This is a genomic window from Comamonas sp. NyZ500 (assembly GCF_016772095.1).
In the GTDB taxonomy this organism is placed as follows: Bacteria; Pseudomonadota; Gammaproteobacteria; order Burkholderiales; family Burkholderiaceae_C; genus Comamonas; species Comamonas thiooxydans.
This window is the reverse complement of sequence record NZ_JAEIJE010000003.1, coordinates 246,775-271,287: the sequence shown is the minus strand read 5'-3', so window position 1 is coordinate 271,287 and position 24,513 is coordinate 246,775. Positions and strand designations below refer to the sequence as shown.

Annotated in this window: 23 protein-coding genes; 11 read left to right on the top strand and 12 right to left on the bottom strand. The window is 64.1% G+C overall.

Annotated elements, in window-relative coordinates; all coding sequences use genetic code 11:
* Positions 1-125: 125 nt before the first annotated feature.
* The 4 genes from JAO85_RS06955 to purU form a co-directional block, all read right to left on the bottom strand.
* The gene (locus JAO85_RS06955) at positions 126-1,247 is read right to left on the bottom strand and encodes an ABC transporter substrate-binding protein (RefSeq protein ID WP_087866064.1); all 1,122 of its coding nucleotides are present in this window, start codon (positions 1,245-1,247) and stop codon (positions 126-128) included.
* Positions 1,248-1,403: 156 nt separating this feature from the next.
* Positions 1,404-3,323, bottom strand: coding sequence for a UvrD-helicase domain-containing protein (locus JAO85_RS06950; protein ID WP_202787771.1), 1,920 nt, complete (start codon positions 3,321-3,323; stop codon positions 1,404-1,406).
* Positions 3,324-3,434: 111 nt separating this feature from the next.
* Positions 3,435-4,337, bottom strand: a complete 903-nt coding sequence (locus tag JAO85_RS06945; RefSeq protein WP_012840040.1) for a LysR substrate-binding domain-containing protein — start codon at positions 4,335-4,337, stop codon at positions 3,435-3,437.
* A 24-nt stretch (positions 4,338-4,361) separates the two neighbouring features.
* Positions 4,362-5,210: a formyltetrahydrofolate deformylase gene (gene purU / locus JAO85_RS06940; RefSeq protein WP_003068559.1), complete on the bottom strand. Its 849-nt coding sequence runs from the start codon at positions 5,208-5,210 to the stop codon at positions 4,362-4,364.
* Between the two features lie 51 nt (positions 5,211-5,261).
* Here purU and JAO85_RS06935 point away from each other — a divergent pair, with 51 nt between their 5' ends.
* Positions 5,262-7,964, top strand: coding sequence for a GGDEF and EAL domain-containing protein (locus tag JAO85_RS06935; protein WP_202787770.1), 2,703 nt, complete (start codon positions 5,262-5,264; stop codon positions 7,962-7,964).
* Positions 7,965-7,989: 25 nt separating this feature from the next.
* On the opposite strand, the gene JAO85_RS06930 is transcribed toward JAO85_RS06935, so the two are convergent.
* Complete coding sequence (locus JAO85_RS06930) at positions 7,990-8,886, bottom strand: ChaN family lipoprotein (RefSeq protein WP_202787769.1); 897 nt, start codon at positions 8,884-8,886, stop codon at positions 7,990-7,992.
* Positions 8,887-9,033: 147 nt separating this feature from the next.
* Between JAO85_RS06930 and JAO85_RS06925 the strand changes: the two genes are divergently transcribed.
* Together JAO85_RS06925 and JAO85_RS06920 are read left to right on the top strand one after the other, a co-directional pair.
* Positions 9,034-10,134, top strand: coding sequence for an AbrB family transcriptional regulator (locus JAO85_RS06925; protein WP_202787768.1), 1,101 nt, complete (start codon positions 9,034-9,036; stop codon positions 10,132-10,134).
* A complete protein-coding gene (locus tag JAO85_RS06920) occupies positions 10,131-10,376 on the top strand; it encodes a hypothetical protein (RefSeq protein WP_202787767.1) in 246 nt (81 codons plus the stop codon). Before JAO85_RS06925 ends, JAO85_RS06920 begins: the two co-directional genes overlap by 4 nt.
* A gap of 67 nt (positions 10,377-10,443) precedes the next feature.
* On the opposite strand, the gene JAO85_RS06915 is transcribed toward JAO85_RS06920, so the two are convergent.
* The 4 genes from JAO85_RS06915 to JAO85_RS06900 form a co-directional block, all read right to left on the bottom strand.
* Positions 10,444-11,693 (bottom strand): IS3 family transposase gene (locus tag JAO85_RS06915; RefSeq protein ID WP_370552198.1). Its coding sequence is split into 2 segments (ribosomal slippage): positions 10,444-11,336 and positions 11,336-11,693, totalling 1,251 coding nucleotides; the frame shifts between segments, so codons are not numbered across the junction.
* Positions 11,694-11,793: 100 nt separating this feature from the next.
* Positions 11,794-12,093: a DUF3567 domain-containing protein gene (locus JAO85_RS06910; protein WP_003068569.1), complete on the bottom strand. Its 300-nt coding sequence runs from the start codon at positions 12,091-12,093 to the stop codon at positions 11,794-11,796.
* A gap of 286 nt (positions 12,094-12,379) precedes the next feature.
* Positions 12,380-13,531 carry a DUF3108 domain-containing protein gene (locus JAO85_RS06905; protein WP_202787765.1) on the bottom strand — a complete coding sequence of 384 codons (1,152 nt, stop codon included), beginning with the start codon at positions 13,529-13,531 and terminating at the stop codon, positions 12,380-12,382.
* A 25-nt stretch (positions 13,532-13,556) separates the two neighbouring features.
* Positions 13,557-14,348, bottom strand: a complete 792-nt coding sequence (locus JAO85_RS06900) for an IclR family transcriptional regulator (protein ID WP_039050131.1) — start codon at positions 14,346-14,348, stop codon at positions 13,557-13,559.
* A gap of 109 nt (positions 14,349-14,457) precedes the next feature.
* On the opposite strand from JAO85_RS06900, the gene JAO85_RS06895 reads away from it, so the two are divergent.
* The 3 genes from JAO85_RS06895 (at position 14,458) to JAO85_RS06885 (ending at position 17,661) form a co-directional block, all read left to right on the top strand.
* Positions 14,458-15,528: a fumarylacetoacetate hydrolase family protein gene (locus JAO85_RS06895; protein ID WP_202787764.1), complete on the top strand. Its 1,071-nt coding sequence runs from the start codon at positions 14,458-14,460 to the stop codon at positions 15,526-15,528.
* Positions 15,529-15,546: 18 nt separating this feature from the next.
* Complete coding sequence (locus JAO85_RS06890; RefSeq protein ID WP_202787763.1) at positions 15,547-16,587, top strand: TraB/GumN family protein; 1,041 nt, start codon at positions 15,547-15,549, stop codon at positions 16,585-16,587.
* Between the two features lie 99 nt (positions 16,588-16,686).
* Complete coding sequence (locus JAO85_RS06885; RefSeq protein WP_003068579.1) at positions 16,687-17,661, top strand: tripartite tricarboxylate transporter substrate binding protein; 975 nt, start codon at positions 16,687-16,689, stop codon at positions 17,659-17,661.
* Between the two features lie 110 nt (positions 17,662-17,771).
* Here the strand turns inward: JAO85_RS06885 and JAO85_RS06880 are convergent, their stop codons facing one another.
* Entirely contained in the window at positions 17,772-18,674 is a 903-nt protein-coding gene (locus JAO85_RS06880; RefSeq protein ID WP_039050129.1) for a LysR family transcriptional regulator, read from the bottom strand.
* Positions 18,675-18,852: 178 nt separating this feature from the next.
* Between JAO85_RS06880 and JAO85_RS06875 the strand changes: the two genes are divergently transcribed.
* From JAO85_RS06875 to JAO85_RS06855, 5 genes are all read left to right on the top strand, one after another.
* Entirely contained in the window at positions 18,853-19,572 is a 720-nt protein-coding gene (locus tag JAO85_RS06875) for a pirin family protein (RefSeq protein WP_202787762.1), read from the top strand.
* Between the two features lie 84 nt (positions 19,573-19,656).
* A complete protein-coding gene (locus JAO85_RS06870) occupies positions 19,657-20,334 on the top strand; it encodes an isochorismatase family protein (RefSeq protein ID WP_202787761.1) in 678 nt (225 codons plus the stop codon).
* Between the two features lie 151 nt (positions 20,335-20,485).
* On the top strand, positions 20,486-21,397 hold the full coding sequence (locus JAO85_RS06865; protein WP_202787760.1) for an amidohydrolase family protein: 912 nt from the start codon (positions 20,486-20,488) through the stop codon (positions 21,395-21,397).
* 2 nt (positions 21,398-21,399) lie between these two features.
* Positions 21,400-21,738 (top strand): DoxX family protein, encoded by a 339-nt coding sequence (locus JAO85_RS06860; protein WP_202787759.1) that lies wholly within the window; start codon positions 21,400-21,402, stop codon positions 21,736-21,738.
* The gene (locus JAO85_RS06855; RefSeq protein WP_087863642.1) at positions 21,728-23,353 is read left to right on the top strand and encodes an MFS transporter; all 1,626 of its coding nucleotides are present in this window, start codon (positions 21,728-21,730) and stop codon (positions 23,351-23,353) included. Before JAO85_RS06860 ends, JAO85_RS06855 begins: the two co-directional genes overlap by 11 nt.
* Positions 23,354-23,436: 83 nt before the next feature.
* Here the strand turns inward: JAO85_RS06855 and JAO85_RS06850 are convergent, their stop codons facing one another.
* Complete coding sequence (locus tag JAO85_RS06850) at positions 23,437-23,985, bottom strand: RidA family protein (protein WP_202787758.1); 549 nt, start codon at positions 23,983-23,985, stop codon at positions 23,437-23,439.
* An 18-nt stretch (positions 23,986-24,003) separates the two neighbouring features.
* Positions 24,004-24,501: a cytochrome c gene (locus tag JAO85_RS06845; protein ID WP_202787757.1), complete on the bottom strand. Its 498-nt coding sequence runs from the start codon at positions 24,499-24,501 to the stop codon at positions 24,004-24,006.
* Between the last annotated feature and the right edge of the window lie 12 nt (positions 24,502-24,513).

Here is a 24,513-nt window from a genome sequence, read left to right as displayed (position 1 = left end):
GGGGATGCGCCCGCGCATTGGTGTGAGCTTTATTGCAAAGCTGCTTGAAATGCTTTGCGACGATGATGATATTTGCTCTTGAAACAATAGCTGTTGACGATTGTTGAATAAGACTTGGAGTTGATTTATTCCCTGAAATGACCGCTCGCATCAATCATGGTCAGCCCCACATAGCTGGAGCCGCTGCGCGGCGGTGTGAAGCGCAGATGCATGGCGCCGTAGCGAATCTCGCCCATGGCGTCGAGGGCGGCCAGCAAGCCCGCTCGATTGCTTGTGGGCGCAGCTTTACGCAGCGCATCCAGCAAGGTTCGGGTGTTGAGAAAGACTTCCAGGCCCAGATAGGAGGCCGGCGGCATGCCGCCGTGGTCGAGGAGCTGCTGGTAGTCCTTGATGGCCGGAACCGCGCCCTTCCAGGGGCTGGGTACCAGGGTGGTGAAGGCAATGCCGCGTGTATAAGGGCCCAGCCCTTGCACCACCGCACGGTTGGCCTGAGCGGCCAGGTTGTAGAAAGGCGCCGTGACATGAGCCTGTCTGGCCATGGTGATCAGACCTATGGTGGCAGGGGCGCCCGCCAGCACGATGACGCCTTGGAGATCGGGCAGGGCGGCCAGCTGTCTGGCCAGGTCCGGGGTGTTGCTGCCCGAAGCCTCCACGGCCAGAGTTGCCGCGGCCTTGAGATCATTGGCTGCAAAGGCATTCAGGGCGATCTGCAGGCTGTTTTTGCCGAAGCCGTCGTTCTGGTGAACGATGGCGATCCGCCGCAGACCTATGGTCTGCATCTGCTGCAGCATGGCCGCGACTTCTGCCTGGGTGCTGGCGCGCAGCGGATAGATGAAACGGCCCGGCTGCTGGCGCATGCTGCCGGCTCCGGCAATCACGCCCACCAGGGCCGTCTGGCCTTGCTGTACCTCGGGTTGCATGGCTGTGCAACTGGCCGTTCCCCAGCAGTTGAGCAGGGCCAGGGCTCCTTCCTGGATCAGTTGGCGTGCATTGCCGGCGGCGCGCTGCGGCTCGTAGCCATCGTCCAGCACCTTGAGTGTCAAAGCTTTGCCGCCCAGGCCTCCCTGCTTGTTGAATGCCTCCACCTGCGCCTGCATGATGCTCATCCCTTCCTTGCCGGCCTCGGCCTGCGAGCCTGACAGTGGCAAGCTGGCGCCTATGGTGAGCTTGTTCTCCTGCGCATGCAGGGTCAGGCTGGCGGTGATGCCGGCGGCCAGTAGCCAGGCGCAGCGCGATGGGGTTTGCATGGGTCTCCTCCTCGTTGTTGTGAGCCCATGGTGGGAGGACTGCAACAAGGGTGGGAGAGGGCAACTGTGGCCATGTCGGCTGGGGGCGACGTTATGGTGTTTTGACCCGCTTATGAGGTACGGACTTGATCTGCATCGCCCCATGGCCTTGCGTCGTCATCTGCTCTCCAGTATCCACAGGCGCTTGCTGGCGCGGGTCATGGCGACGTAGAGCATGTTGCGCTGTGGGTCGCTCGCATTGGGCGAGAAGTGCCTGGAATTGACAAAGGGCACGGCCACATACTCGTATTCATGGCCTTTGCTGCGTTCTACCGTGAGCAGTTGCAAGCTGGGTTTTTCATGGCGCTGATGCTGCGCGATGCTCGACTGGACCATGAGGCTGAGGCGGCCCAGGAATTCATCGACGGAAAGCCCGGCGCAGATGCGCGACAGCGCTTGCAGGCTGGCCAGGCACTGGCGCAGTTCGTCCTGGCTGATGGGGGCCTGGGCGAAGAACTGTCGCAACAGAGGGTGCAGAAGCAACTGTCCCGCATCGGCGCACTGGTCTGCGGGCAAGGCCAGCAACCGGGCACAGGGGGAGTCTGGTGCGATGTAGGCGGCGAGGAAGCGGCGCATGGCGGCTTGCTGTCCCATGAGTTCGGCGGCAATGCGCAGCGTGTCGGACTCCGGCGGGGCGTCGCCCAGTGCTGTCATGTCGAACAGGCCGTTGGCCAGCAGATCCCGGTCGGGCGGGCTGGCATGGCGCACATAGCGCATCAGACCTTCGGCAGCGCTGCTCAGAATGCCTTGCGAGAGCAGCGCACCGCCGCTGCAGCCCTGCATGGCCCACAGCACGGCCAGCACCAGGGCGATTTCGCGGCGTTGGTAGAAGCGCTGCATGCCTTTGCAGGCATAGTGCACGCCCTCGTGGGCGAACAGCCATTCAAGCAGTACCGAATCTTCGGGTGAATGCAGGATGACTCGCAGCACGGCCGGCGGGTCCTGCGGTTTGCGGGGCAGGCGGGCCACGGCGGCATGAATATCCAGCAATTGCCGGGCGCAGTCCTCGTCATCGCCATGGCGATGTTCGAACCAGGCCGAGGCGTTGCGGTAATGGGCGTCGAACTCCACGCCGAAGCGCTGGTTCAGTTCCTGGCAGATGAGGGGGCCGAAGCGATAGGTCGTGTTGAGCGTTGCCTGGCCGGTGCCCGCGGGCAGCTCCTGCAGGATGCGCTGGGCGCTGTCGCCAAAGATGGAGGAGGCGCCCGGCAATATGTGCTGGTTGAAGTCGCCGACACCGATGAAGCGTCCGTTGCCGCGCGCCAGATGGCGCAGCACCAGCAGCGCGGCTTCGTCAAGGTCCTGCAGTTCGTCGAACAGTACGGCTTCGAAGCGACCCTGCAGCAGCGGGAAGCCGGCGTCGAAGTCCAGTGCTGCCAGCTGGCAGGCGAGCGCGTAGGTGCAGTCGCCGGGTGCATAGAACAGCGGCTCCTGGGTGGGGCCTGCGCGTAGCCGCTCATAGCTGCGCAGCAGCCGGTACAGGCCGTAGTCCAGAGCGTTGTCGCGGCAATATGCCAGCGCGCTGAGGCCGCTGTCGTCGATGTCGAGTTCCAGCATGCACTGCTTGGCCAGGGCCTCGAAAGCGAGGAAGGCGCTGATGTCCAGAGGCCGTGCGAAGTAGTCCGCCAGCTCGGGTATGTCGAGTTCGGCATGCCGTTCGGCCTCTTGCGACAGCGCTTCATGCGCCTGCTGGATGAGCAGGTTCTTTTCCAGGCTGGAGGAGAGCATGGGGACAGGGTCGCCCTGCTCTTCGAGTAGGCGGGCGCAAAAATGCTCCAGAGTGAGCAGATGCAGGCCTTCGAGTCGCACGGCGGAGATCCGGTCCAGGCGCGCCTGAATGGCCTTGATGCCGGCCTCCGAGTAGGCCAGCATCAGCACGTTGCGCGCGCCCTGGGTGCGGATCAGGTCGGTGGCCTTGATGGCCAGCGTAGTCGTCTTCCCCGTGCCGGCCAGGGCGCGGATGAGCAGCGAGGACGCTTCGCTGTTGAGGGCCTGGTTCTGGTCAAGGCCGGGGTACAGCCTGGGCTGCAGGTTCATGCAGTGGGTGCTCCATCTTCGTTATCCATCGAGCTATCCGTGCAACGGCTGTTCGCCGGTCCAGGGACTGCGAGCAAGAACTGCGCCGCCGCGAAGCCGCCGGGTTGCAGCTCAGCCCATGGCCTTGCGCAGCCACTCGGCGAAGGCCGCACATTCCCAGCGGTCCATGATGCCGGTCTTCCAGCACAGATAGTGTGCGTGGGGACTGGGAGCATCGACATCGAACAGGCGCACCAGCGTACCGTTTTCCAGCCAGGGGGCGCCGAGCTTGTGGCGTACCAGGGCAATGCCCATGCTGGCCGATGCGGCGTCGCACATCAGACCGATGTCGTTGAACTGCGAGCCTTCGTTGGGTTCGGCCATGTCGAGGCCGGTCGCTGCGAACCAGGTGCGCCAGGGCTCCAGCGGGCTGCGCAGCAGCGGCATGCCTTCCAGGTCGTCCGGGCGCTCGAACGGGCCATGTTCGCGGATGAAGCTGGGCGAGGCCAGCGGCGTGACCGTGTCGCGAGCCAGCTCGATATGCTCCACATCGGCATAGTGGCCGGCGCCGAAGCGCACCATCAGGTCGGCATCCTCGCCGATCACATCCAGCAGCGGAATCGACACCTGCAGCGCAATGTCTATCTCGGGGTAGGCCTCGGTGAACTGGCGCAGGCGCGGGATCAGGATCACGCGCGCAAAGGTGGGGGTGACGGCCAGCTTCAGGCGTCTGCGCCCAGGCGAGGCTGACGCTCCTGGAAAGCGTTGCAAGGCGCCCAGGCCTTCACGCACATGGGCCAGATAGGAGCTGCCGTCCGTGGTCAGCGAGAAATCCGTTCGGCCGAACAGGCGAGCCCCCAGAATCTGCTCCAGCTGCTTGACTCTGTGGCTGACGGCACTGGGCGTTACGCACAGCTCCTCCGCCGTCAAGGTGACCGAGCGCAGCCGCGCCAGAGCCTCGAAGGTGAGCAGGCACTGTATCGGCGGAATCCGCCTGGCCGTAATGCTGTTCAAGGCGCCGGGGCTGCGGGTCATACAATCAATCCCAAGCCCAGGGATTTAGCGGAACACAACGGTCTTGTGACCGTTGAGAATGACGCGGCGCTCGCTATGCCACTTCACGGCACGGGCCAGAACCTGGCTCTCGGTGTCGCGGCCGCGGGCCGTCAGGTCCTCCACGGTGTCAGTATGGTCGGCGCGTGCCACGTCCTGCTCGATGATCGGGCCTTCGTCGAGGTCGGCCGTCACATAGTGGGCGGTTGCGCCGATCAGCTTCACGCCGCGGTCATGCGCCTGGTAGTAGGGCTTGGCGCCCTTGAAGCTGGGCAGGAAGCTGTGGTGGATATTGATGGCGCGGCCGGACAGCTTTTTGCACAGGTCGTTGGACAGCACCTGCATGTAGCGTGCCAACACCACCAGCTCGGCGCCTTCTTCCTCGATGATCTCGTACTGGCGCTCTTCGGCCTGGGCCTTGGTCGCGGCAGTCACGGGAATGTGATGGAAGGGGATGTTGTAGCTGGCCGCCAGCTGATAGAACTCGCGGTGGTTGCTGATGATGGCCTTGATCTCGATGGGCAGCAGGCCCGACTTCCAGCGGAACAGCAGGTCGTTGAGGCAGTGGCCTTCCTTGCTGACCATGATGACGGTCTTGATGCGCTCGGCCTTGGAGTGCAAACTCCACTGCATTTGATATTGATCAGCTAATTCGGCAACGGATGCCTTTAAAGAGGCGGCGTCTTTGCCATCGCAGGCAAACTGCACGCGCATGAAGAACAGACCGGTTACCGGGTCGTTGTACTGCGCTGCTTCTTCAATATTGCCGCCTTGTTCAAGCAAGAATCCGGAAACGGCATGCACCAGGCCCAGTCGGTCTGGGCAGGATAAAGTCAAAATATAGGCTTGGGTCATAGCTCGGCAATTGTCGCAGCAAGGCGAGGACCCTGCGGACAAAGGAAATTCATGAAAAGCGAGGAGGGGCATTCTGCGCTCACACCCTGGGTGATTGTCACCCTCTATTTGTGCGTGGGGATGCTTTGGTTGGGGGCGCAGGCGGGCGTGCTCGGCTATTTTGATGTATCGCTGAATCGACAGTCTCTGCGTTGGCAGATAGGCCTGTTCATTGTTTGGTTGCTGGCGACAGCGCTGATTGCACTTTGGTTCATGCAGCGCAAGGCGCGCGCCGACCAGCGTGGCCGGGAGACGGCGCAGGAGTTGGAGCTGGTGGTGCGCCACGCACCGGCCGGTATGGCTCGCGTGCATGTGGGCGGTGCAGAGATTGTCTGGGCCAATGCCAAGCTGGCGGGTTGGCTGGGCTGCAGCGTCGAGTCGCTGCGCGGTCAGGATTTTCGTGTTCTGGTGCCTGTGAATGACCAGGACGACGTTGCTCTGCAGCTGCAGCGCCTGCTGGACGGCAGCACCGATTACTTCCAGGTGTTGCGCCAATGCGTGAATGCCGACACCGGCAAGGTTACGCCCGTGCTGTGCACCACCAGCCGCGTGGCGGCTTCGGGTGTGGACGGGCCGGTGGCCCTGGTCTGCGTGCTGCAGGATCTCAGCGAGATGGTGAGTGCGCGCAATGCCATGATGCGCAGCGAGACCATGCTGCGCCTGGCGCTGGAGGGCAGCGGCAACGGCGTGTGGGAGTGGGACGCGCTCGAGCAGCGGCTGAACTTCTCCACGGGCATGAGTGCCTTGCTGCGCTATCAGGGCCAGGATCTGGCCCGCGAGTTCGATTTCCATCAGCGCCTGCACCCCGAAGATGCCGCAGGTGCGCGCGCCCAGGCCGAGCAAGCACTGGAGCAGGGCAGCATGCTGGTGTTGACGGCGCGTCTGCTGTGCTTTGACGGTCTGTATCGCTGGTTCCGCGCACGCGGCCAGGCTTACAAGGATGAGAGCGGACGCCTGATACGGATCTCGGGCCTGCTCTCCGACCAGACTGCGAGTCGCGAGGCCGATGAGCGCAGCCGCCTGGCTTCCACGGTGGTGGACAACACCATCGAGGGCGTGGTGGTGACCGATGCACACAGCCGAATTCTCTCGGTCAACCACGCGTTCACGAAGCTGCTGGGCTTCAGCGAAGCGGAAATGCTGGGCAAGACGCCGCGCATGTTCAAGTCCGGCCGGCATGACAAGGCCTTTTATGACGCCATGTGGGCCAGCATGCATGCCACAGGGCACTGGCAGGGCGAAATCTGGAATCGGCGCAAGAATGGAGAGGTCTTTCCCGAGCGCATGTCGCTGAGCGCGGTCAAGGATGCCAACGACAAGGTGACGCATTACGTCTGCATGTTCACCGATATCTCGGCCGAGAAGGCGCGCGAGCAGCAACTGGAGTTTCTGGCCCATCGCGACACCTTGACCGGTCTGCCCAACCGCTCTCAATTCACGCGCATGCTGGGCGAGGCGGTGGAGTTGAGTCAGAGCACCAACCGTCGCATGGCCGTGCTGCTGTTCAATATCGACCGCTTCAAGGACGTGAACGACAGCTATGGCCACTCCATCGGCGACGAGGTGCTCAGGCATGTGTCTGTGCAGATGCAGGGTGCTTTGCGGCACGGCGACATTATTGGCCGCCTGGCGGGCGATGAAATCTGCGTGGTGGCGCAATCCATTTGCGGTCGTGACAGCGCGGTGGACGTGGCCGAGCGCCTGATGGCCGCAGCCGGCCAGCCCTGGACCACGCCGGATGGCCTCTCGGTGGTGGTCAGCGTCAGCGCAGGCATCTGTCTGTATCCCGACCATGCATTGACAGCTGACGATCTGCTGCAGGGGGCTCATGCAGCGGTGTATGGAGCCAAGGCCAGAGGCTCCAATGCCTGGTGCTTCTTCCATGAGAACATGACCCAGGCCGCCCGCGAGCGTCTGGCGCTGGAGGCGCGCCTGCGCCGTGCGCTGGAGCTGGGCCATATGCGTCTGTATTACCAGCCACAGATCGAGCTGGCGACGGGGCGACTGGTGGGGGCTGAAGCCTTGTTGCGCTGGCTGGACCCAGAGGAAGGCCTGATCTCACCGGCCCGTTTCATTCCCGTGGCGGAAAACTCGGGTGTCATCGGCCCGCTGGGCCTGTGGGTGCTGGGTGAGGCCTGTCGTCAGGGTCAGCAATGGCGCGCCGCCGGACTGCCCGATCTGGCGATTGCGGTCAATGTCTCGCTGCACCAGTTTTTGCTGACCGATATTGCCGGGGCTACGGCCGAAGCGCTCAACAAATCGGGTTTTCCGGCCAGTCTGCTGGAGCTGGAAATCACCGAAAGCGCACTGGCCGAAAAGCCCGAAGAGGCGTTGGCCGTGCTCAACCGCCTGCGCGAGCTGGGCCTGCGCCTGGCCATCGATGACTTTGGCACCGGCTATTCCTCGCTGGCGCACCTCAAGCGTTTTCCGCTTGATCTGCTCAAGATCGACCAGGGCTTTATCCGCGACATTCCGCACAGCGCGGACGATATGACCATCAGCAGCTCGGTCATTGCCCTGGGTCATGCCATGGGTCTGAAAGTCCTGGCCGAAGGCGTGGAAACCCAGGAGCAGCTGAGCTTCCTGCAGCAAAAAGGCTGTGACTACTTTCAGGGCTATTTCTGCAGCCGGCCCTTGCCGGCCGAGGACTTCACGCGCCTGCTGGAAAAGACGCGTGAGGGGCAGCCGCTGGTGGCTGTCGCGACCGCGGGCTGAGGGTCACCAGCGCTGCAGCAGCCCGTCAAGGCTTGGTCGCAGGTCTGTTCTTCCACTGTTCGCGCAGTTGGCTGCACTGGTCTTCGGAGGCGTTGCCCTCCAGCGTCAGCAGCTTGTCTGCCTTCATGGCGATAGCAGTCTGAGCCTTGTCTGATCGGGCTATCGCCACCTTTTGCTTGAAATCGCCGGGCAGCCAGGTCGGCACGCCGATATCGCTGCGCACATGGCCGCGGCCCGCCACCAGCAGCACGCTTTTGCCGGGCTGGCCCAGCTCGCGCACCGCTGTTTCAGTCACCCTGGCCATGGATTCATCGCGGGCCAGCTGAATTCGGGCCATGGGCGCGAACTGCGATTCGGGCAGCAGGCCGCAGTGGCCGTCCTTGATGGCCTCGAGCTGCAGCTGCCAGCCAGCAGCCGGCAGGTGTCCGTCGTAGCGGGACTCGCCCATGGCCTGCTTCATCCGGGCACGTGGCAGATTGCCACCGAGCACGGGTACGCCGGCTTTCACGGCAGCCATCACCACCGGGCCATAGTCCTGCCAGGGCCAGCCGCCCGGGCCGCCGCCCTGAGCCCATTGCAGAGCAGCTTTCACCTCCTCATCGCTGGCCGATGCGGGCAGGCTCCGGGTGCTGCCGCCTGCAGGGGCCATCTCGACCACCAGGGCAGCGAGCCTGCCTTGCGCTGCCAGGTGGCGCACGGTAGCGGCTTCCCACTGATGATGGGCGATCTGGTCATGCTGCTCGCCGAGCAGAATGATCGATGTTCCGGCCCACTGCCCAAGTGTCTGCTGCCATTCGGTGTCGGAGGTCAACTGAGCGCTTTGATGGGCGCAGCCGCCCAGCAGCAGGGCGCTGGCTAGAGCTGTCAGGGCCAAAGGATTGAAACGCTGGCGCGGCTGCGCCGCAGAAATGAAAGTCCACATATGAGCTGATTGCGTTCGTCTGAGACGGGGCATGGCTTCGTAGCTGTAGATTTCGTACCGGCTTTGCCCACCGAGTTTTGCCGCGATACTGCGGGGCATTGCCCCTGTCGCGCGCCCATTGTCGTGCCTTGCCGGATTCCCGTGCACATGTCCGTATTGCTTCCTCCCGTGTTTCTGGCCCGTGTGGCCGCTACTTTGCTGCTGGCCTGGCTGGCAGCCCAGCTCTGTCTGGTGCTGCATACGCCGCTGCCCTGGATGCTGGGGCCGCTGATTTCCATCTCCCTGCTATCGATTGGTGGAGCGCCCACTCAAAGCTGGGCCAGGCTGCGCGATCTGGGGCAGTGGACGATAGGCGGCGCGCTGGGCCTGTACTTCACGCCTGCGGTGACCGAACTGGTGGCCGGCCTGTGGTGGGCGATTGCGTTGGCCATTGCCTGGGCCTTGCTGCTGGGCTGGGTCTTCGGGCGCTGGCTGTATCGCGTGCAGGCAGCCTCCATGCTGGCGCAACCGGGCATGGACGAAGAGCGCTTGCGCGCCACGACCTATTTCTCGGGCGCGATAGGCGCAGCCTCGGAAATGACTCTGCTGGCCGAGCGCGAGCATGCGCGCACCGATCTGGTGGCGGCGGCGCACAGCCTGCGGCTGGTGATAGTCACGGTGAGCATTCCTTTTGCCTTGCAATGGGCGGGGCTGCAGGGCGACCCCGGCCTGACGCTGCCCAGCGTGCGCACCGTGCAATGGCCGGGCTTTGCCTGGCTGGCGCTGGCCACCGGCGCCGGGGCATTGCTGATGCTCGGGCTCAGGCGTGCGAACCCCTGGTTTCTGGGCGCGCTGGCCGTATCCATGGGCCTGACCATGGCAGGCCTGGAGCTGTCCGCCGTGCCGCAATGGTTGATGAATGCCGCCCAACTGGTGATCGGCGTCAGCCTGGGGGTGCGCTTTCGACGTGAGTTCCTGCACACGGCTCCGCGCTGGCTGGGCATGGTGGCGCTGGGTACCGTGGGCCTGATGGCAGTCTGCGCCGGCTTTGCCTGGCTGCTGCACTGGGCCACCGGCCTGCCCTGGGTCACCTTGCTGCTGGGCACATCGCCGGGCGGCATTACCGAGATGGCCATCACCGCCAAGGTCCTGCAACTGGGCGTGCCCGTGGTCACGGCCTTCCAGGTCTGCCGGCTGATTGCCGTGCTGCTGCTGGTAGCGCCGCTGTACCGGTGGCTGAACAGAGCGCTGCCGGGGGCGAGGCCATGATCCGCAGCAGGCGAAATCCCTGGAAGTCGGTCCTGATCACCAGCGCCTGCGCCGGCTTTGCGATGGCCGGACTTCTGATGTGGATGGCCTGGGAGCACAACCCCCAGTGCGAGATTCACTGCGCAGAGCAAGGCATTGACTGGGGCTACTGGCTTGCGCTGGGTGCGGCTGGGGGGCTGCTGGGCTTTTTGGGCTGCATGCTGAGTGCCTGCGTGTTGATGCTGTTGTGCAGAAAGTCATAGCGGCTCGCGCTCTTCCGGCAAGCACTAGAGTGTGCTTTCAGTGACCCGTCCTAGATTAGGTTGACACCTAGAACGGTAATTCAAGCCGGCAGATACCGGCCAGGGACGCCCGATGCACTGCATCGGGCGTTTGCATTTTCAACGATTGATGGGGGCGCTCGATGTTGTAGATCCTCACCGACTCGCACACCATGTGCCGGGCCTGCTCCAAGTTGGCGGGCCGCTGCAGCAGCAACTCGCCTTTGAGGATGCCGTTGACCCGCTCGGCCAGCGCATTCTGGTAGCAGTCGTACCCATCGGTCATCGAGCAGTCCAGGCCGTGGCGCTGGTGGATGCTCTGGTAGTAGCTCGAGCAGTATTGGATGCCCCGGTCCGAGTGGTGCACCAGGCGCTGGTGGCTTTGGCGGGCACGCAAGGCCATCTTCAGGGCCAGAGCCATCGGCTCGGTTTGCAGGCTGTCATGCACATGCCAGCCCACTATCTTGTGCGAGTAGGCGTCGGTGACCAGGCTCAGGTAGACGAACTTGTCGGCCGTGGGCAGGTAGGTGATGTCGGCCACCCAGACCTGCTCGCTGGCCCTGGCGCACACCTGCTGATCGCCCGCCTTGAGCAAATTGGGATGACGATGAAACCGGTGATGGCTGTCTGTGGTCTTGTGATACGCCCGCCTTACGGGCACCAGCATCCGGGCGTTGCGCAGCACATCGAACAGCGCATCGCGCCCCAGACGCATACCCGCCTGCCCCAGGGGCTCGCGCAGCAGATGGTGCAACTTGCGCGTACCCAGCCTGGGCTGGCGAACCCGCCGATCGCGCACCATCTGCACCACCGCCTCGGCCCGGCTCTCACGCTGGGCGTGGCGCTGTTGACCCTGGTAGTACGCCTGTCGACTCAGCCCCATGCAACGGCAAGCCCTCGCCACGCTCAGCCCTTGGACGAGCCGCTGCGCGAGGACTTGCCCGAAGGCTTTTTTACGACGCGCACTCCATAGTCCTTCTTGAGAACATCCAGCATTGCTTCGAACAGCTGGGCCTTCTCGTTGGCCTCTTTGAGCTGCACTTGCAAGGCTTTGATCTGTTGCTCGGGCGTCAGTGCTGGGGGGGTCTTGTCAGGGGGCATGGCTGCACATGATGCACCACGTCCCCAACCTTGGCGACCGTGCTTGCGCAGCCACACCAGCACCGTCGATCGTCCCTGGATCCCGTAGCGCGCCTGTGCTTGCCTGTACGTCAATTCGCCTTTTTCCACCTGCTCGACCACTGCCAGCTTAAAAGCCAGCGTGTAATCCCTCTGGGTTCGCTTGGAGCCTGATTCCATGAGACCTGCCTTTTTCCTTCAAGAAAAGGTGTCAACCTCGGGCAGGACGGGTCACAGGCATCAAAAAAGCCACTCTTTCGAGTGGCTTTTTGCAAGGTGTTCAGTGAATGATGACTGGCTGCTGGGCCAGGCCCGTGTAGGTGTCGAGAATTTCCTCCACCTCCTCCTCGGTGGGGGCGTCCTGCTGCCAGGCAAGGATCTGCTTCTGGAACATTTCGGCCCAGGAGCCATCCAGATACACCTCCTTGCCCGAGCGCTTGTCCACGATTTCAAAGCCGTGGCGCGGCAGTTGGTGGGCTTGCTCGGTCTCGGCCTTGGCTTTGCCTGCCGGAACGTCTGCCTCCATATCGGGACGCAGATGGAGCACCGCAAAGGATTCAGAGTCGTAAAGCATTTGCATGGTGTTCCTCCTTTCACTTCCGTTATGAGCATGCCTGCCATGGATATGGCGACAGGGTGCCGCATTTCAAGGTGGAAATGCCTGCTCTTGGCACTTGGGCACAGTATTCCATGGATTTGACATGGTTGTGGGCAACCGGCTTTCCCGATCTGTAGTAGGCAAGTCCTTGAATGGCGCGACAGCGTTCAGCCCGAGCCGATGCAGGTTGCAGGCCTTGGCTGGGAGGTGAGTGAGCGCTTGGGGCGCGGTGCTCCCGGGGTTTACGCCAGGGGGGGCAGCATGGAGGCTATCGCGGCGCGGGCAGATATTTCTTGAGCTGCAGGTCGACAAAGTCGTCCTGTCCCTGAGTGAGCTTGATGCGCACGGGCAGGTATTGCATGGACGGAGCCAGCCAGACCGAGCCGCGCTGGTCGCTGCTGCTTTTGCCGGGCAGTTTGTCCAGGCGCAGCGCCATGACGCTGCCAAACGGCAGCTCCAGCGCCTCGCTGGCACCCACGCGGAACTGCCAGCGCACGGCCGAGCGTGCGCTGCTGGTGGTCAGCTCTATCAGCGTGCCTGGCGGATATTTCTCTGGGGCGGCGGCCATCAGGGCCGAGAGCTGCAGAAACACGCTGAGGCGGTCCTGCACTCCATCGCCGATGGCCGCATCGGTCTGGCCGCCGCTGTAGTGCGCCTTGCCACTGGCCACATCAAAGGCGGCGGACTGGGTTTTGCGCCCCTTGTCGCTGAAGTTGAGCGGTTGCAGGCCCTTGGGCGTGATCAACCCCTCGCTGGTCTGGGCGCGCTCGCCGAGCAAGAACATGCTAATCGACTGTCTGGCCTGGTAATACTGGCCGTCATGCTGCCATTGCAGCTGGGCGCCGGCCGAATATTGAAAACCCTTGACCTGACCCGAGGCATTGAACTCCAGTGTGGCGGAGTTGGGCAGGGTGACGGGCAGCACAGAGTCAGGTGGCAGCGGCGCGCCGCCTGCGGGCGTGACCTGGATGGGGCGGGCCGTGTCGGCACCATTGGCTTCGGGAGGCTCGGCCATGGGCTCGGGAGCCGGCTCTGCAGCAGCAGTGGGCTGCCCTGTATGGGTGGGTGCTTCTTTTTCAGGCGCTTCTTGCGTTTGTGGTTCCTGGGCTGGAGGCGGATTTGGCTCTGATTCCTGTTCGTCCGGTGCTGGGGCAGGCACGGGAGCAGGAGCCTGCGCCCGGGGTGAGGCCTGGGGTTTGGGCGCTGGAGCTGGAGCCGGTTTGGGCGCTGCGGGTGCAGGCGGCGGAGGAGGGGGCGCCTGCAGCATGCGCGTCTCCATCACGATCTGGTCGTCCGCCGCTTTGTCCGGCGGGCTCAGTTCGGGCAGGCCCCAGAGCAACAGCCCATGGGCTGCCAGCACCAAGCCGGTGATGGGCAGCAGTGTCTTGCGTGCCTGGCTTGCCTGAGGGGAGCGGCCCATGAGCGTGATTCTGAGATTGCGGGTTTCAGTGGTTGGGGTCGGCGCGCCAGCCCAGATCGCAGGAAAGCTGGCGGGCGGCCGCCTGCAGTGGCGCGTCTATGGCTCCACCATAGTCCGGGTCGAAAGTCGCCAGCGAGCCCAGGGTCATCAGCCCCAGCACGATATGGCCGGATGCATCGAAGACAGGCACGCAAAAGGCCACGATGCCCGGCAGTACGGTGTCGACCACGCGGGCCGTGCCGCGCGCACGGACTTCGGCCAGCATGTCCGCAACGGCCTCTTCGGTCTGGGGCAGGTCCTGGCGTCTGGCCTTGCGTGCACGTTCGATCTCGGGCTCCAGCAACGCGGCCGTCGCCTCGCGCGGCAGCCAGGCACCGAAGCAGCGCCCTGTGGCCGAGGCCAGCATGGGCATGACGTCGCCCAGGCGCAGATTGGCGGTGACGGACTGCGCCGATTCCTCCCAATGCACGATGGTTGGGCCGTGGTTGCCCCAGACGGCAATGGCCAGCGTGTGGTTGAGAGTCTCGAGCAGCGCCGGAATGCGCTCCCGCGCCAGACGCACCGGGTCGAGGCGGGCCAGCGAGGCCAGGCCGATCTTGAGCGCCGCAGGTCCCAGGTCGTAGCGCGAATTGCGCTCGTCCTGCGCCACCAGGCCGATGCGCTGAAAGCTCACCAGATAGCGGTGCGCCTTGGCGGCACTCATGCCGGCGGCGGCGGCGACATCCTTGAGCATCAGCGGGCCGCTGGCCTGCGCCAGCGCTTCGATGAGGGAGAAACCCACTTCGACCGACTGAATCCCTGCGCGTTCCTTTTCCATTGCAATAGAATCGTGTTTTGTTTAGTTAAATCAATTTAACCAATCGTAATTTTGGCTAGCGTTGTCAGGCATTGTGCCAGCACCGCTGCCGTGAGCAGAGGGACAGAGAATGAAACTGGCAACCTACAAGGATGGCTCGCGCGACGGGCAACTGGTCGTGGTCTCGCGTGACCTGAGCCAGGCCTGCTATGCCACCGGTATTGCCAGCCGCATGCAGCAGGTGCTGGACGACTGGAGCTATATGGCTCCCCAGTTGCAGGATCTGTCGCATGAACTCAATCACGGCAAGGCCCGCCACGCGTTTCCCTTCGATCCCCAGCGCTGCATGGCACCGCTGCCGCGAGCTTATCAGTGGGCCGATGGCTCGGCCTATATCAACCATGTGGAGTTGGTGCGCAAGGCGCGCAATGCCGAGGTGCCGGCCAACTTCTACACCGACCCGTTGATGTACCAGGGCGGCAGCGATGATTTCATCGGCCCCTGCGACGATGTGATCGTGCCCAGCACGGCCATGGGCATAGACTTCGAGGCAGAGATCGCCGTCGTCACCGGCGATGTACCCATGGGCACGGATGCCAAGGATGCGCTGGATGGCGTTCGTCTGGTCATGCTGGCCAATGACGTGAGCCTGCGCAATCTGATACCTGGCGAACTGGCCAAGGGTTTCGGCTTCTTTCAGAGCAAGCCCGCCACGGCTTTCAGCCCTGTGGCCGTGACACTGGACGAGCTGGGCGATGCCTGGAAGGGCGGCCGTCTGCATCTGACGCTGCAGAGCACCTGGAACGGCCGCAAGGTCGGCATGTGCGATGCGGGCGAGGAGATGACTTTTCACTTCGGCCAGCTGATCGCCCATATCGCCAAGACCCGCAATGTACGCGCCGGCTCCATCGTGGGCAGCGGCACGGTGAGCAACAAGGGCGTGGAGACCGGCAGCGGCAAGAACAAGCGCATGGAATGGCCCAAGGGCTATAGCTGCATCGCCGAAAAGCGCTGCATAGAGACCATTCAGGACGGCGCGCCCAAGACCGAGTTCATGCAGTTCGGCGACACCATCCGCATCGAGATGAAGGGCAAGGACGGCCAGAGCATCTTCGGCGCCATCGACCAGAACATTGCGCCGCCCGGCGGCAGCAAGGATGACTTGCCCGAAGTTCAGCCTCTGGATAGCTCTGAAGACTAAGCCTCCGTTGCAGTCGCCATGCCCATGCCAAGTCTGAATCTCTCGCGCTGGATTTTGCCTCTGAAGGCCGTGTCGGCCATGGCGCTCGCTTTGTTGACGGGCCTGTCCATGGCGGCAGAGCCAGCCGCCGAATCTGCTGCCAGTTGCCCGCCACCGTTCAGCCCGCCAATGCCGGCCGAAGTGCAGGCCATGGCCCCCCATATGCAGGACAGAGGCCTGCTGTGGCGCGTGCAGGACGGCGAGCGCACCAGCTGGCTTTACGGCACTTTGCATGTGGGCAAGCGGGAGTGGATCTTGCCCGGCCGCACCATCTTGCGTGCCATGGTTGCGACGGATTTGCTGGCGCTGGAGCTGGATGTGCTGAATCCGCAGGTCATGCAGCAGTTGATCGACGGCTTCCAGGCCCGTGTCGACGCCCCTGCGCTGCCCGCAGATCTGGACGCCCGGCTGGCGCAGCAGCGCAAGCGAACCTGTGCCGAACATCTGAGCACGCAACGTCCGGATGCCCAGTTGCTGGGCCTGGTCAGCCAGCTGGGCCGCAAGCAGGGGCTGGTGGCCGAGTTTGGCGCCGACCTGTTGCTGGCGGGCATGGCCCATGCATTGCACAAGCCCGTGCTGGGGCTGGAATCGGTGCAGACCCAGCTCGAGGAGCTGCTTTCCGACGACCCCTTGGAGGTGCAGGAAAGCGTGCGCGATGGGCTGGACCAGCTCGATGACCCCAAGGCTCCGGAAATCCTGCTGCAGCTGGCGAATATCTGGGCCAGCGGCAATGAAAAACAGCTGGAGAACTATGCCGACTGGTGCGACTGCATCAAGACCGAGCGTGACCGGCTCAAGTACGCGCGCCTCATGGATGGACGCAATCCGGGCATGGCAGATGGCATTGTTCGTCAGCTCCAGCAGGGCAAGACCGTGTTTGCTGCCGTGGGTGCGCTGCATATGGTCGGGCCCAAGGGCCTGCCTGAGCTGCTGCGTCAGAAAGGCTACCGGGTCGAGCGCGTGAGCTTCAAACTGCCACCCATACAGAAATCGGAGTCAAAGCCGATTCAAACCGAATAGAGACAAGCGCAGGCAGCTATCAATTAATAGGAAAAGGCAGCCTGGCGGGGTCCAAAAAACATTCCACAACCCCCTACATCACCCTCAAGGAGACAAACGATGGATCGTCGTCAATTCCTGGCTGCCGTGGCAGCCAGCTCGGCTGCTGCCGCATCCCCCTTCGCCATGGCGCAGGACTGGCCCGCCAACCCTGTGCGCTGGGTCGTTCCCTACCCACCCGGAGGCGGTACCGATGTGCTGGCCCGCACCGTGGCCGAGTCCATGCGCAAGACGCTGAACCAGACCATCGTGGTGGACAACCGTCCCGGCGCCTCGACCAATATCGGCGGCCAGCTCGTTGCCGCGGCCAAGCCCGATGGCTACACCATCATGTCGGCCGACAACGCCATCCTGGCGTTCAACGAGCACCTGTTCAGCAAGCTGCCCTTCAGCCCCGACAAGGATTTCACCTATGTGGGCGGCATCAGCCGCTTCCCCATGGCGCTGGTGGTCAACCCCGCGTTCGAAGCCAAGGATTTCAAGGAATTCCTGGCCTATGCCAAGGCCAACCCCGGCAAGCTCAACTACGCCTCGCCCGGCAATGGCTCGCCCCACCATCTGGCCATGGAGCTGTTCAAGAACCGCACCGGCACCAGTCTGACCCATATCCCCTACAAGGGTGCCGCGCCCGCCCTGGCCGATGTGATGGGTGGCCAGGTGCCCTGCATGTTCCTGGATCTGGCATCGGGCCTGCCCGTGATCCAGTCCGGCAAGGTGCGGGCCCTGGCCATAGGCACGGCCAAGCGCGTGCCCAATCTGCCCAATGTGCCCACGCTGGCCGAACTGGGTCTCAAGGATTCCGAGGTCTATGCCTTCCAGGGCATTCTGGGTCCCAAGGGCTTGCCGCCAGCCATCGTGCAGCGCCTCAATGCAGACCTGCAAAAAGCCCTCAAGGATCCCGACGTGGTCAAGCGCATGGCCGACTTCGGCATGGAAGCCCTGCCCGGCACGCCCGAGCAGTTCCACCAGCTGGCGCGCACCGAAGCCAAGCGCTGGGGTGAGGTCATCAAGGCGGCCGGCGTGAAGCTGGACTGATCGTTTCGTCCCTGAGCTTCGCGAGGTCCTGGGCATGGCTTGAGCCGTTGCCGCAAACCTCGTCGGCTCGCATCGTAGCGGCCCTGCCACCTTGAGTTGCAGGGCCGTTTTCAGTAGGGAAGTATGCCGGGCAGCAGTGGGCGGTTCAGGCGCTCGCGCCACCATTGCTGGGCCCGGCCACGGGCATCGCTGCGCCAGGCCAGCCAGAAGGTTTCGGGTGGGCGCGGTTCTTCCACCGCCAGTTCCACCAGTACCCCGGTCTCCAGCTCCACACGCACGCATGCGCGCGGCACAAAGCCGTGGCCCAGCCCGGCGGCCTGGCAGGCTATCTTGGCCTGCATATCGGGCACGGTGATGCGCCGCTGGCCGGTGAGCAGGCCCACGGTGCGGTCGGCCAGCGAACGGGCGCCGTCGCCCACCACCACGGCGGTGTGCTCCAGCAGGTCGGCGCGCGCCAGCGGACGGCCAAGACGCGTCAGCGGGTGGCTGGCAGTCACGCAGAACACGAAATCGAGCTGGCCCACGGCCACGGCCTTGTGGCCGCCGCCGGCTGGACCCTCGCCCGCTGCCACGATCAGGTCGGTGCGGCCTTCGCGCAAGGCTTCCCAGGTGCCAGTCAGGGTCTCGCTGCCGATGCGCAGCCGCGTGCCGCTATTCAGTGCCTCGAATGCCTGGATATCGGCGCCGAAGGCGCTCGTGGGGATCAGCGAGTCGTGCACCAGGCGGATCTCGGTCTCGAAGCCCGTGGCGATCTGGCGCAGCCGCGATTCGAGCTGGCGCGCGGCCGCGAGCAGCCAGCGCCCCTCCTTGAGCAGTTCCTCGCCCGCGGGCGTGAGGCTGACGCGCGGGCCGTTGCGCACAAACAGGTTCAGGCCCAGCTGTTCCTCGAGCTTGGACACGGCATAGGAGATGGTCGAAGGCACTTTGTGCAGGCGTTCGGCCGCACTGGCAAAGGAGCCGTGGCGCGCAATGGTGTCCACCAGTTCTATGGCTTCCAGAGAGAGTTTAAGCATGCTTTAAGTGCGTAAAAAACAATCATCGAAATTATCGATGATTAAGAGGATTTTCTTTCAGCATAGGCGCCGATCAGGCCGCCGATACTTCACCCATCGCAACACGAAACTCAGTGAAGCAAGGCAGAAAGACCTGCTGCAGCAAGTGTGAACGCCATCGATTGTTTAGGAGATAAAAATGCTTGAAGTTCGCCCATCCAACCACCGCGGCCGTGCCAATCATGGCTGGCTGCAATCGCGCCACACCTTCTCCTTCGGGCATTACCGCGATGCCAACCAGCAAGGCTTTTCGGATCTGCTGGTCATCAACGACGACCATGTGTCCCCCGGTCAGGGCTTTGGCACCCACGGCCACCGCGACATGGAAATCTTCTCCTACGTGCTCGACGGCGCGCTGGAACACAAGGACTCCATGGGCACGGGCTCGGTGATCCGTCCCGGCGACGTGCAGATGATGAGTGCCGGCACCGGCGTGGAGCACAGCGAGTTCAACCACTCGGCCCAGGATCCGGTGCACTTTCTGCAGATCTGGATCGTGCCCGACGAGCGCGGCGCCGCTCCACGCTATCAGCAGGTCCATGTGGAGGATGCCGACAAGCGCGGCCGCCTGCGCCTGATCATCGCCCCCGAAGGCCGGGACGGCACGCTGGCCGTGCGCCAGGACGCCCGGGTCTATGCCGGCCTGTTCGATGGCGCTGAATCCGCCGAACTCGATGTGGGCACCGATCGCCATGTCTATGTGCATGTGGCCCGCGGCAGCCTCAGCGTGAACGGTGAGCGCCTGTCCGAAGGCGACGGAGCCCGCATCCGTAACGCCGGGGCTCTGCGCTTCGATCAGGGCGAGCAGGCCGAGGTGCTGGTCTTTGACCTGCGTCCCCGTGAATTGCCCAGCTTGTAAGCACCGGTTTTCACACCCCGGCTTTCATCTTGCTTTCTCGTTTCCCTGCAGCCTCTCACTCAGCTTTTACCCAGGAGTTTCACCATGACCAACGCCAATGCCTCCATCGCCCGTCCCGTCGCCGTCGCCAAGCCCGGTGCCAAGCTGCTCAATCCCCATGACCACACGCTGATCATGATCGACTTCCAGTCGCAGATGGCTTTTGCCACGCACTCCATCGATCCCGTGCAGCTGCGTTCCAACGCCGCCCTGGTCGCTTCGGCCGCCGCCGGCTTCGGTGCCTCGACCATCCTGACCACCGTGGCAGAAAAAAGCTTCTCCGGCCCCATGTTCGAGGAAGTGACCGCGCCTTTCCCCGGCCAGACCCTGCTGGACCGCACCTCGATGAATACCTGGGAAGACGAGGCTGTGATCCGGAAGGTCAACGAGATCGGCAAGCCCCGCATCGTGCTGGCCGGCCTGTGGACCAGCGTGTGCATCGTCGGACCGGCTCTGTCGGCACTGGACCAGGGTTTTGAAGTCTTCGTGATCGCCGATGCCTGCGGCGACATCTCCACTGAAGCCCATAGCCGTGCCATGGAGCGCATGGTGCAGGCTGGAGCCCAGCCCATCACGTCCTTGCAATACCTGCTGGAAATGCAGCGTGACTGGGCCCGTACCGAGACCTATGACATGACCACGGGCATCGCCAAGAAGCTGGGTGGCGGCTACGGCATAGGCATCACTTACGCCAAGACCATGTTCGGCGCCCACGAAGGCTAAAAAGAGCACATCATCTTTCTGCAGCGCAGACCGATCTCGCGCCCGCGGTTCTCGCCGTACGCATGTACGGATGCGGTCCTCAATGCGACCTCGGTCTGCTCGCCAAGAAATCTGGCGCACTCTTCGCGCCGCTGAACCACCGGAGACTTCCATGACCCTGCCCTCCGCCCCCGATCTGATCCTGTTCAACGGCCGTTTCACCACGCTGGACCGCAGCAAGCCCGCGGCCACGGCCGTGGCTGTGAGCCGGGGGCGCTTCAGCGCCGTCGGCAGCGACCGTGAGGCCCTGCCTCTGGCCGGCCCGCAGACCAAACGCATCGATCTGGGCGGACGTAGCGCTCTGCCGGGTTTGATGGACAACCACCTGCATCTGATCCGCGGCGGCCTGAACTTCAACATGGAGCTGCGCTGGGACGGCGTGAAGAGCCTGGCCGATGCCATGGCCATGCTCAAGGCTCAGGTGGACGTGACCCCTGCGCCCCAGTGGGTGCGCGCTGTGGGCGGCTTCAGCGAGCAGCAGTTCGTGGAAAAGCGTCTGCCCACGCTGGCCGAGCTGAATACCGTGGCACCCGACACCCCGGTCTTCATCCTGCACCTGTATGACCGTGCCCTGCTCAACGCCGCTGCCCTGCGCGCCGTGGGCTACACCAAGGACACGCCCGAGCCGTCCGGTGGCCAGATCCTGCGCGACAGCGCCGGCAACCCCACGGGCCTGTTGCTGGCCAAGCCCAACGCCTCCATCCTCTACGCCACGCTGGCCAAGGGCCCCAAGCTGCCGCGTGACTACCAGCTCAACTCCACACGCCACTTCATGCGCGAACTCAACCGCCTGGCCATGCCCGACTGGTCGCCCGTGCGCACCTTCAAGGGCTATGGCGCCTGGGGTGTGCAGGAGGCTGCGCCGCTGCAGTCCGTGATGCGCAATGCCGCCGCCAGTTGCGCCTGTGCCAGCAACTGCAATCTGCACGGCCACGCCCATGCCACGGCCTGGAGCAGCAAGCTGCCCGTGGCAGATCTCAAGGGCTTCTGGGGCGCGCTGGGCTGTGCCTGCTGGGCGGTCTGAGCATGGACGCGCTGCGTTCCGCTGCCACCGCGCCCTGGCTGCAGTCGCTGGCCCTGCTGTGCCTGTGTGCGGCCTATCTGCAGGGGGGATGGCACCGGGCCCGGGATTTCCGTGGGGTTGTGGCCGAGGTGAAGGCCTTGGGCCTGACCCCGGCTGCTCCCATTGCGGCCACCGCTCTGGTGCTGCAGCTAGCGGTCTCGGCCTTGCTGGCCGACCGCTTCCGGGCAGCGCCGCAGGCCGAGCGCCAGCGTGCTGTCAACGCATTTTTTGAACACTGGGGCCTGGTCGGCGGCATGCTGCTCGTCGCCTGGCACGATTTAGGAGACTCCCATGCCGGATAACACCAAAGCCGCCTCGGGCAGCTTCGCGCCCCTGGCCATTCCCGTCTTTGCAGTGCTGTGGGCCGCCACGGTGCTGGGCAATATCGGCAGCTTCATGCGCGATGTGGCCAGCGCCTGGATGGTGACCGAGCTCTCGTCCAGCCCCACGGCCGTGGCCCTGATCCAGACGGCGGCCACGCTGCCAGTTTTTCTGCTGGCCATCCCGGCCGGCGTGCTGTCCGACATCCTGGACCGCCGCCGTTTCCTCATCGGCGTGCAGGTGTTGCTGGGCGCCGTGAGCGGCACGCTGCTGGTGCTTGCCCAGACCAACACCCTCACGGTGGAATACCTGGTGGCCCTGACCTTTGTGGGCGGCATTGGCGCCGCCCTCATGGGTCCGACCTGGCAGTCCATCGTGCCCGAGCTGGTGCCGCGCAGCGAACTCAAGAGCGCCGTGGCCCTGAACTCCCTGGGCATCAACATCGCCCGTGCCATCGGCCCGGCCGCCGGCGGCCTGCTGCTGGCCAGCTTCGGCGCCGCGGCGGCCTACGGCCTTGATGTGCTGAGCTATGTGTTCGTGATCGCCGCCCTCATCTGGTGGAAGCGTCCCAAGGCCGAGGCCTCGGCGCTCAACGAGCAGTTCTTCGGCGCCTTCCGGGCCGGTGTGCGCTATGCCCGTGCCAGCCGCGAGCTGCATGTGGTGTTGCTGCGCGCCGCTGTGTTCTTCCTGTTCGCCAGCTCGGTCTGGGCCCTGCTGCCCCTGGTGGCGCGGCGCATGCTGGGCGGCACGGCCGGCTTTTATGGCGTGATGCTGGGCGCTGTGGGCGCCGGAGCCATCCTGGGCGCCGTGCTGTTGCCCAAGCTGCGCAAGCGTCTCGATACCGACGGTCTGGTGTTGCTGGCTTCTGTGGTTACGGCCTTGGTCATGGGCATGCTGACCCTGGTGCCGCCTCAGTGGGCTGCCGTGGCACTGATGCTGGTGCTGGGCCTGGGCTGGATTGTTGCGCTGACCACGCTCAACGGCGTGGCCCAGGCGGTGCTGCCCAACTGGGTGCGCGGCCGGGGTCTTGCCATCTACCTGATGGTATTCAACGGTGCCATGGCCCTGGGCAGCCTGGGCTGGGGCCTGATTGCCGGCCAGTTGGGCCTGCCGGTCACGCTGCTGATCGGGGCCCTGGGTCTGGTGCTGGTGTCCCTGGTCTTTCACCGCGTCAAGCTGCCAGCAGGCGAGGCGGATCTGCAACCGTCCAACCACTGGCCCGAGCCCCTGCTGGCAGAACCCGTGGCTCACGATCGTGGCCCGGTCATGATTCAGATCGAATACCGCATTGCCCACGAAGATCTGACCGCCTTTTTCCAGGCCATGCAGCAAGTGGCCCAGGAGCGCCGTCGCGATGGGGCTTATGCCTGGGGCGTGGCCGAGCACACCGGCGAGCCAGGTCGGGTGATCGAGTGGTTTCTGGTCGAGTCCTGGGCCGAGCACTTGCGCCAGCATGGTCGCGTGTCCAAGGCCGACGCCGATCTGCAGGCCGCCGCTTTGCGTTACCACCAGGGGCCGGACAAGCCCGTGGTTCACCATTTTCTGGCCCTGGATGCGCGCAGCGCCCAGCAGGGATCTGGCTCCACCGCTCACTAAGCAGCGCATGAATCGGCATTCATCGCTGACGGTACAGGCGATGAATGCCACCCGATTTATTTTTCCAGGGGCTGGAGCGTCACTTACTTGACGGGCTTGGCGGCACGCACTGCCACGACCTCGATTTCCACATACCAGGCCGGGTTGGCCAGGGCTGCAATCTGGAAGGCCGAGCGTGCGGGCAGGTTGGGCTGGGCAGCCGTGCCAAAGAACTGGGTGTAGCCACGCATGAAGCCGGCAAAGTCCATCTTGTTGCCCTTGGCGGGATCGGCCACCAGGAAGACCTGCATCTTCACCACATCGCTCATGCCGAGATTCATGCTCTTGAGCTGCTCTTCCAGGCTCTTGAGGATGGCCACGGTCTGGCCCTCGGTATCTCCGCCGTAGGCCGCAGGATCAGTGGCGGGCTTGGATTTGTCCACCACGGGCGGCACCTTGCCCGAGAGGTAGACGGTGCGGGCATCGGTGGGGATTTCCACGGCTGCGGCGATGGGGAAGGTCGAGCCCGGTGTCTTGTAACGCAGGACATCGCCACCGCCGGAGGAGGTGGTGGCGGCGCAGCCGGTGAGCAGGACTGCAGCGCCCAGCAGGGCGGCTGTGGTAGCGGTCTTGAAGATGGATGGAACGTTCATGTGATCTCCTGAATGGGTTTATGGGGTGACGCGAAAGGGTTTGACGTCGGCGGCAGACAGCTTGTCCGGGTACTGATTGCCGAAGCTGCTGCGCACATAGTTCACGACGTCGGCAATCTGCTCGTCGGACAGCTTGCTGGCAAAGGACGGCATGCCGTGCAGGCCGTTCATGACGACCGAGGCCGGGTAGGCAGCGGCTGCCAGCTTGGGGTTGGAGGCCAGCGCTGGGTAGAAGCCGGCGCCCTTGGCGCCTTCGCCCTTGACCATGTGGCATCCCTGGCAGATGGCCTGGTACAGGGTCTCTCCGCCGCTCTGGCTGAAGCGTGGGCGGACTGCCGAGAAATTCTGCATCAGCGCCTGGGTGTCGGCGGGCGAGATGGAAAGAACGGCGGCAGACTGCAGTGTTTGCAGGTTTTTCACATCCTGGGTTTTCATGCCCTGTGATTGGGCCAGGACGGCGCCGGAGAGACCCAGGGCCAGGGCGAAAGCGGAGCAAAGACGGTGCAATGTGTGCATGGTGAAGTTCCT

Bases quoted from the DNA above. Each gene is read 5' to 3' on its own strand.
- JAO85_RS06955 (WP_087866064.1), bottom strand. From the start codon at position 1,247: ATGCAAACCCCATCGCGCTGCGCCTGGCTACTGGCCGCCGGCATCACC.
- JAO85_RS06950 (WP_202787771.1), bottom strand. From the start codon at position 3,323: ATGAACCTGCAGCCCAGGCTGTACCCCGGCCTTGACCAGAACCAGGCC.
- JAO85_RS06945 (WP_012840040.1), bottom strand. From the start codon at position 4,337: ATGACCCGCAGCCCCGGCGCCTTGAACAGCATTACGGCCAGGCGGATT.
- purU (WP_003068559.1), bottom strand. From the start codon at position 5,210: ATGACCCAAGCCTATATTTTGACTTTATCCTGCCCAGACCGACTGGGC.
- JAO85_RS06935 (WP_202787770.1), top strand. From the start codon at position 5,262: ATGAAAAGCGAGGAGGGGCATTCTGCGCTCACACCCTGGGTGATTGTC.
- JAO85_RS06930 (WP_202787769.1), bottom strand. From the start codon at position 8,886: ATGTGGACTTTCATTTCTGCGGCGCAGCCGCGCCAGCGTTTCAATCCT.
- JAO85_RS06925 (WP_202787768.1), top strand. From the start codon at position 9,034: ATGTCCGTATTGCTTCCTCCCGTGTTTCTGGCCCGTGTGGCCGCTACT.
- JAO85_RS06920 (WP_202787767.1), top strand. From the start codon at position 10,131: ATGATCCGCAGCAGGCGAAATCCCTGGAAGTCGGTCCTGATCACCAGC.
- JAO85_RS06910 (WP_003068569.1), bottom strand. From the start codon at position 12,093: ATGCAAATGCTTTACGACTCTGAATCCTTTGCGGTGCTCCATCTGCGT.
- JAO85_RS06905 (WP_202787765.1), bottom strand. From the start codon at position 13,531: ATGGGCCGCTCCCCTCAGGCAAGCCAGGCACGCAAGACACTGCTGCCC.
- JAO85_RS06900 (WP_039050131.1), bottom strand. From the start codon at position 14,348: ATGGAAAAGGAACGCGCAGGGATTCAGTCGGTCGAAGTGGGTTTCTCC.
- JAO85_RS06895 (WP_202787764.1), top strand. From the start codon at position 14,458: ATGAAACTGGCAACCTACAAGGATGGCTCGCGCGACGGGCAACTGGTC.
- JAO85_RS06890 (WP_202787763.1), top strand. From the start codon at position 15,547: ATGCCCATGCCAAGTCTGAATCTCTCGCGCTGGATTTTGCCTCTGAAG.
- JAO85_RS06885 (WP_003068579.1), top strand. From the start codon at position 16,687: ATGGATCGTCGTCAATTCCTGGCTGCCGTGGCAGCCAGCTCGGCTGCT.
- JAO85_RS06880 (WP_039050129.1), bottom strand. From the start codon at position 18,674: ATGCTTAAACTCTCTCTGGAAGCCATAGAACTGGTGGACACCATTGCG.
- JAO85_RS06875 (WP_202787762.1), top strand. From the start codon at position 18,853: ATGCTTGAAGTTCGCCCATCCAACCACCGCGGCCGTGCCAATCATGGC.
- JAO85_RS06870 (WP_202787761.1), top strand. From the start codon at position 19,657: ATGACCAACGCCAATGCCTCCATCGCCCGTCCCGTCGCCGTCGCCAAG.
- JAO85_RS06865 (WP_202787760.1), top strand. From the start codon at position 20,486: ATGACCCTGCCCTCCGCCCCCGATCTGATCCTGTTCAACGGCCGTTTC.
- JAO85_RS06860 (WP_202787759.1), top strand. From the start codon at position 21,400: ATGGACGCGCTGCGTTCCGCTGCCACCGCGCCCTGGCTGCAGTCGCTG.
- JAO85_RS06855 (WP_087863642.1), top strand. From the start codon at position 21,728: ATGCCGGATAACACCAAAGCCGCCTCGGGCAGCTTCGCGCCCCTGGCC.
- JAO85_RS06850 (WP_202787758.1), bottom strand. From the start codon at position 23,985: ATGAACGTTCCATCCATCTTCAAGACCGCTACCACAGCCGCCCTGCTG.
- JAO85_RS06845 (WP_202787757.1), bottom strand. From the start codon at position 24,501: ATGCACACATTGCACCGTCTTTGCTCCGCTTTCGCCCTGGCCCTGGGT.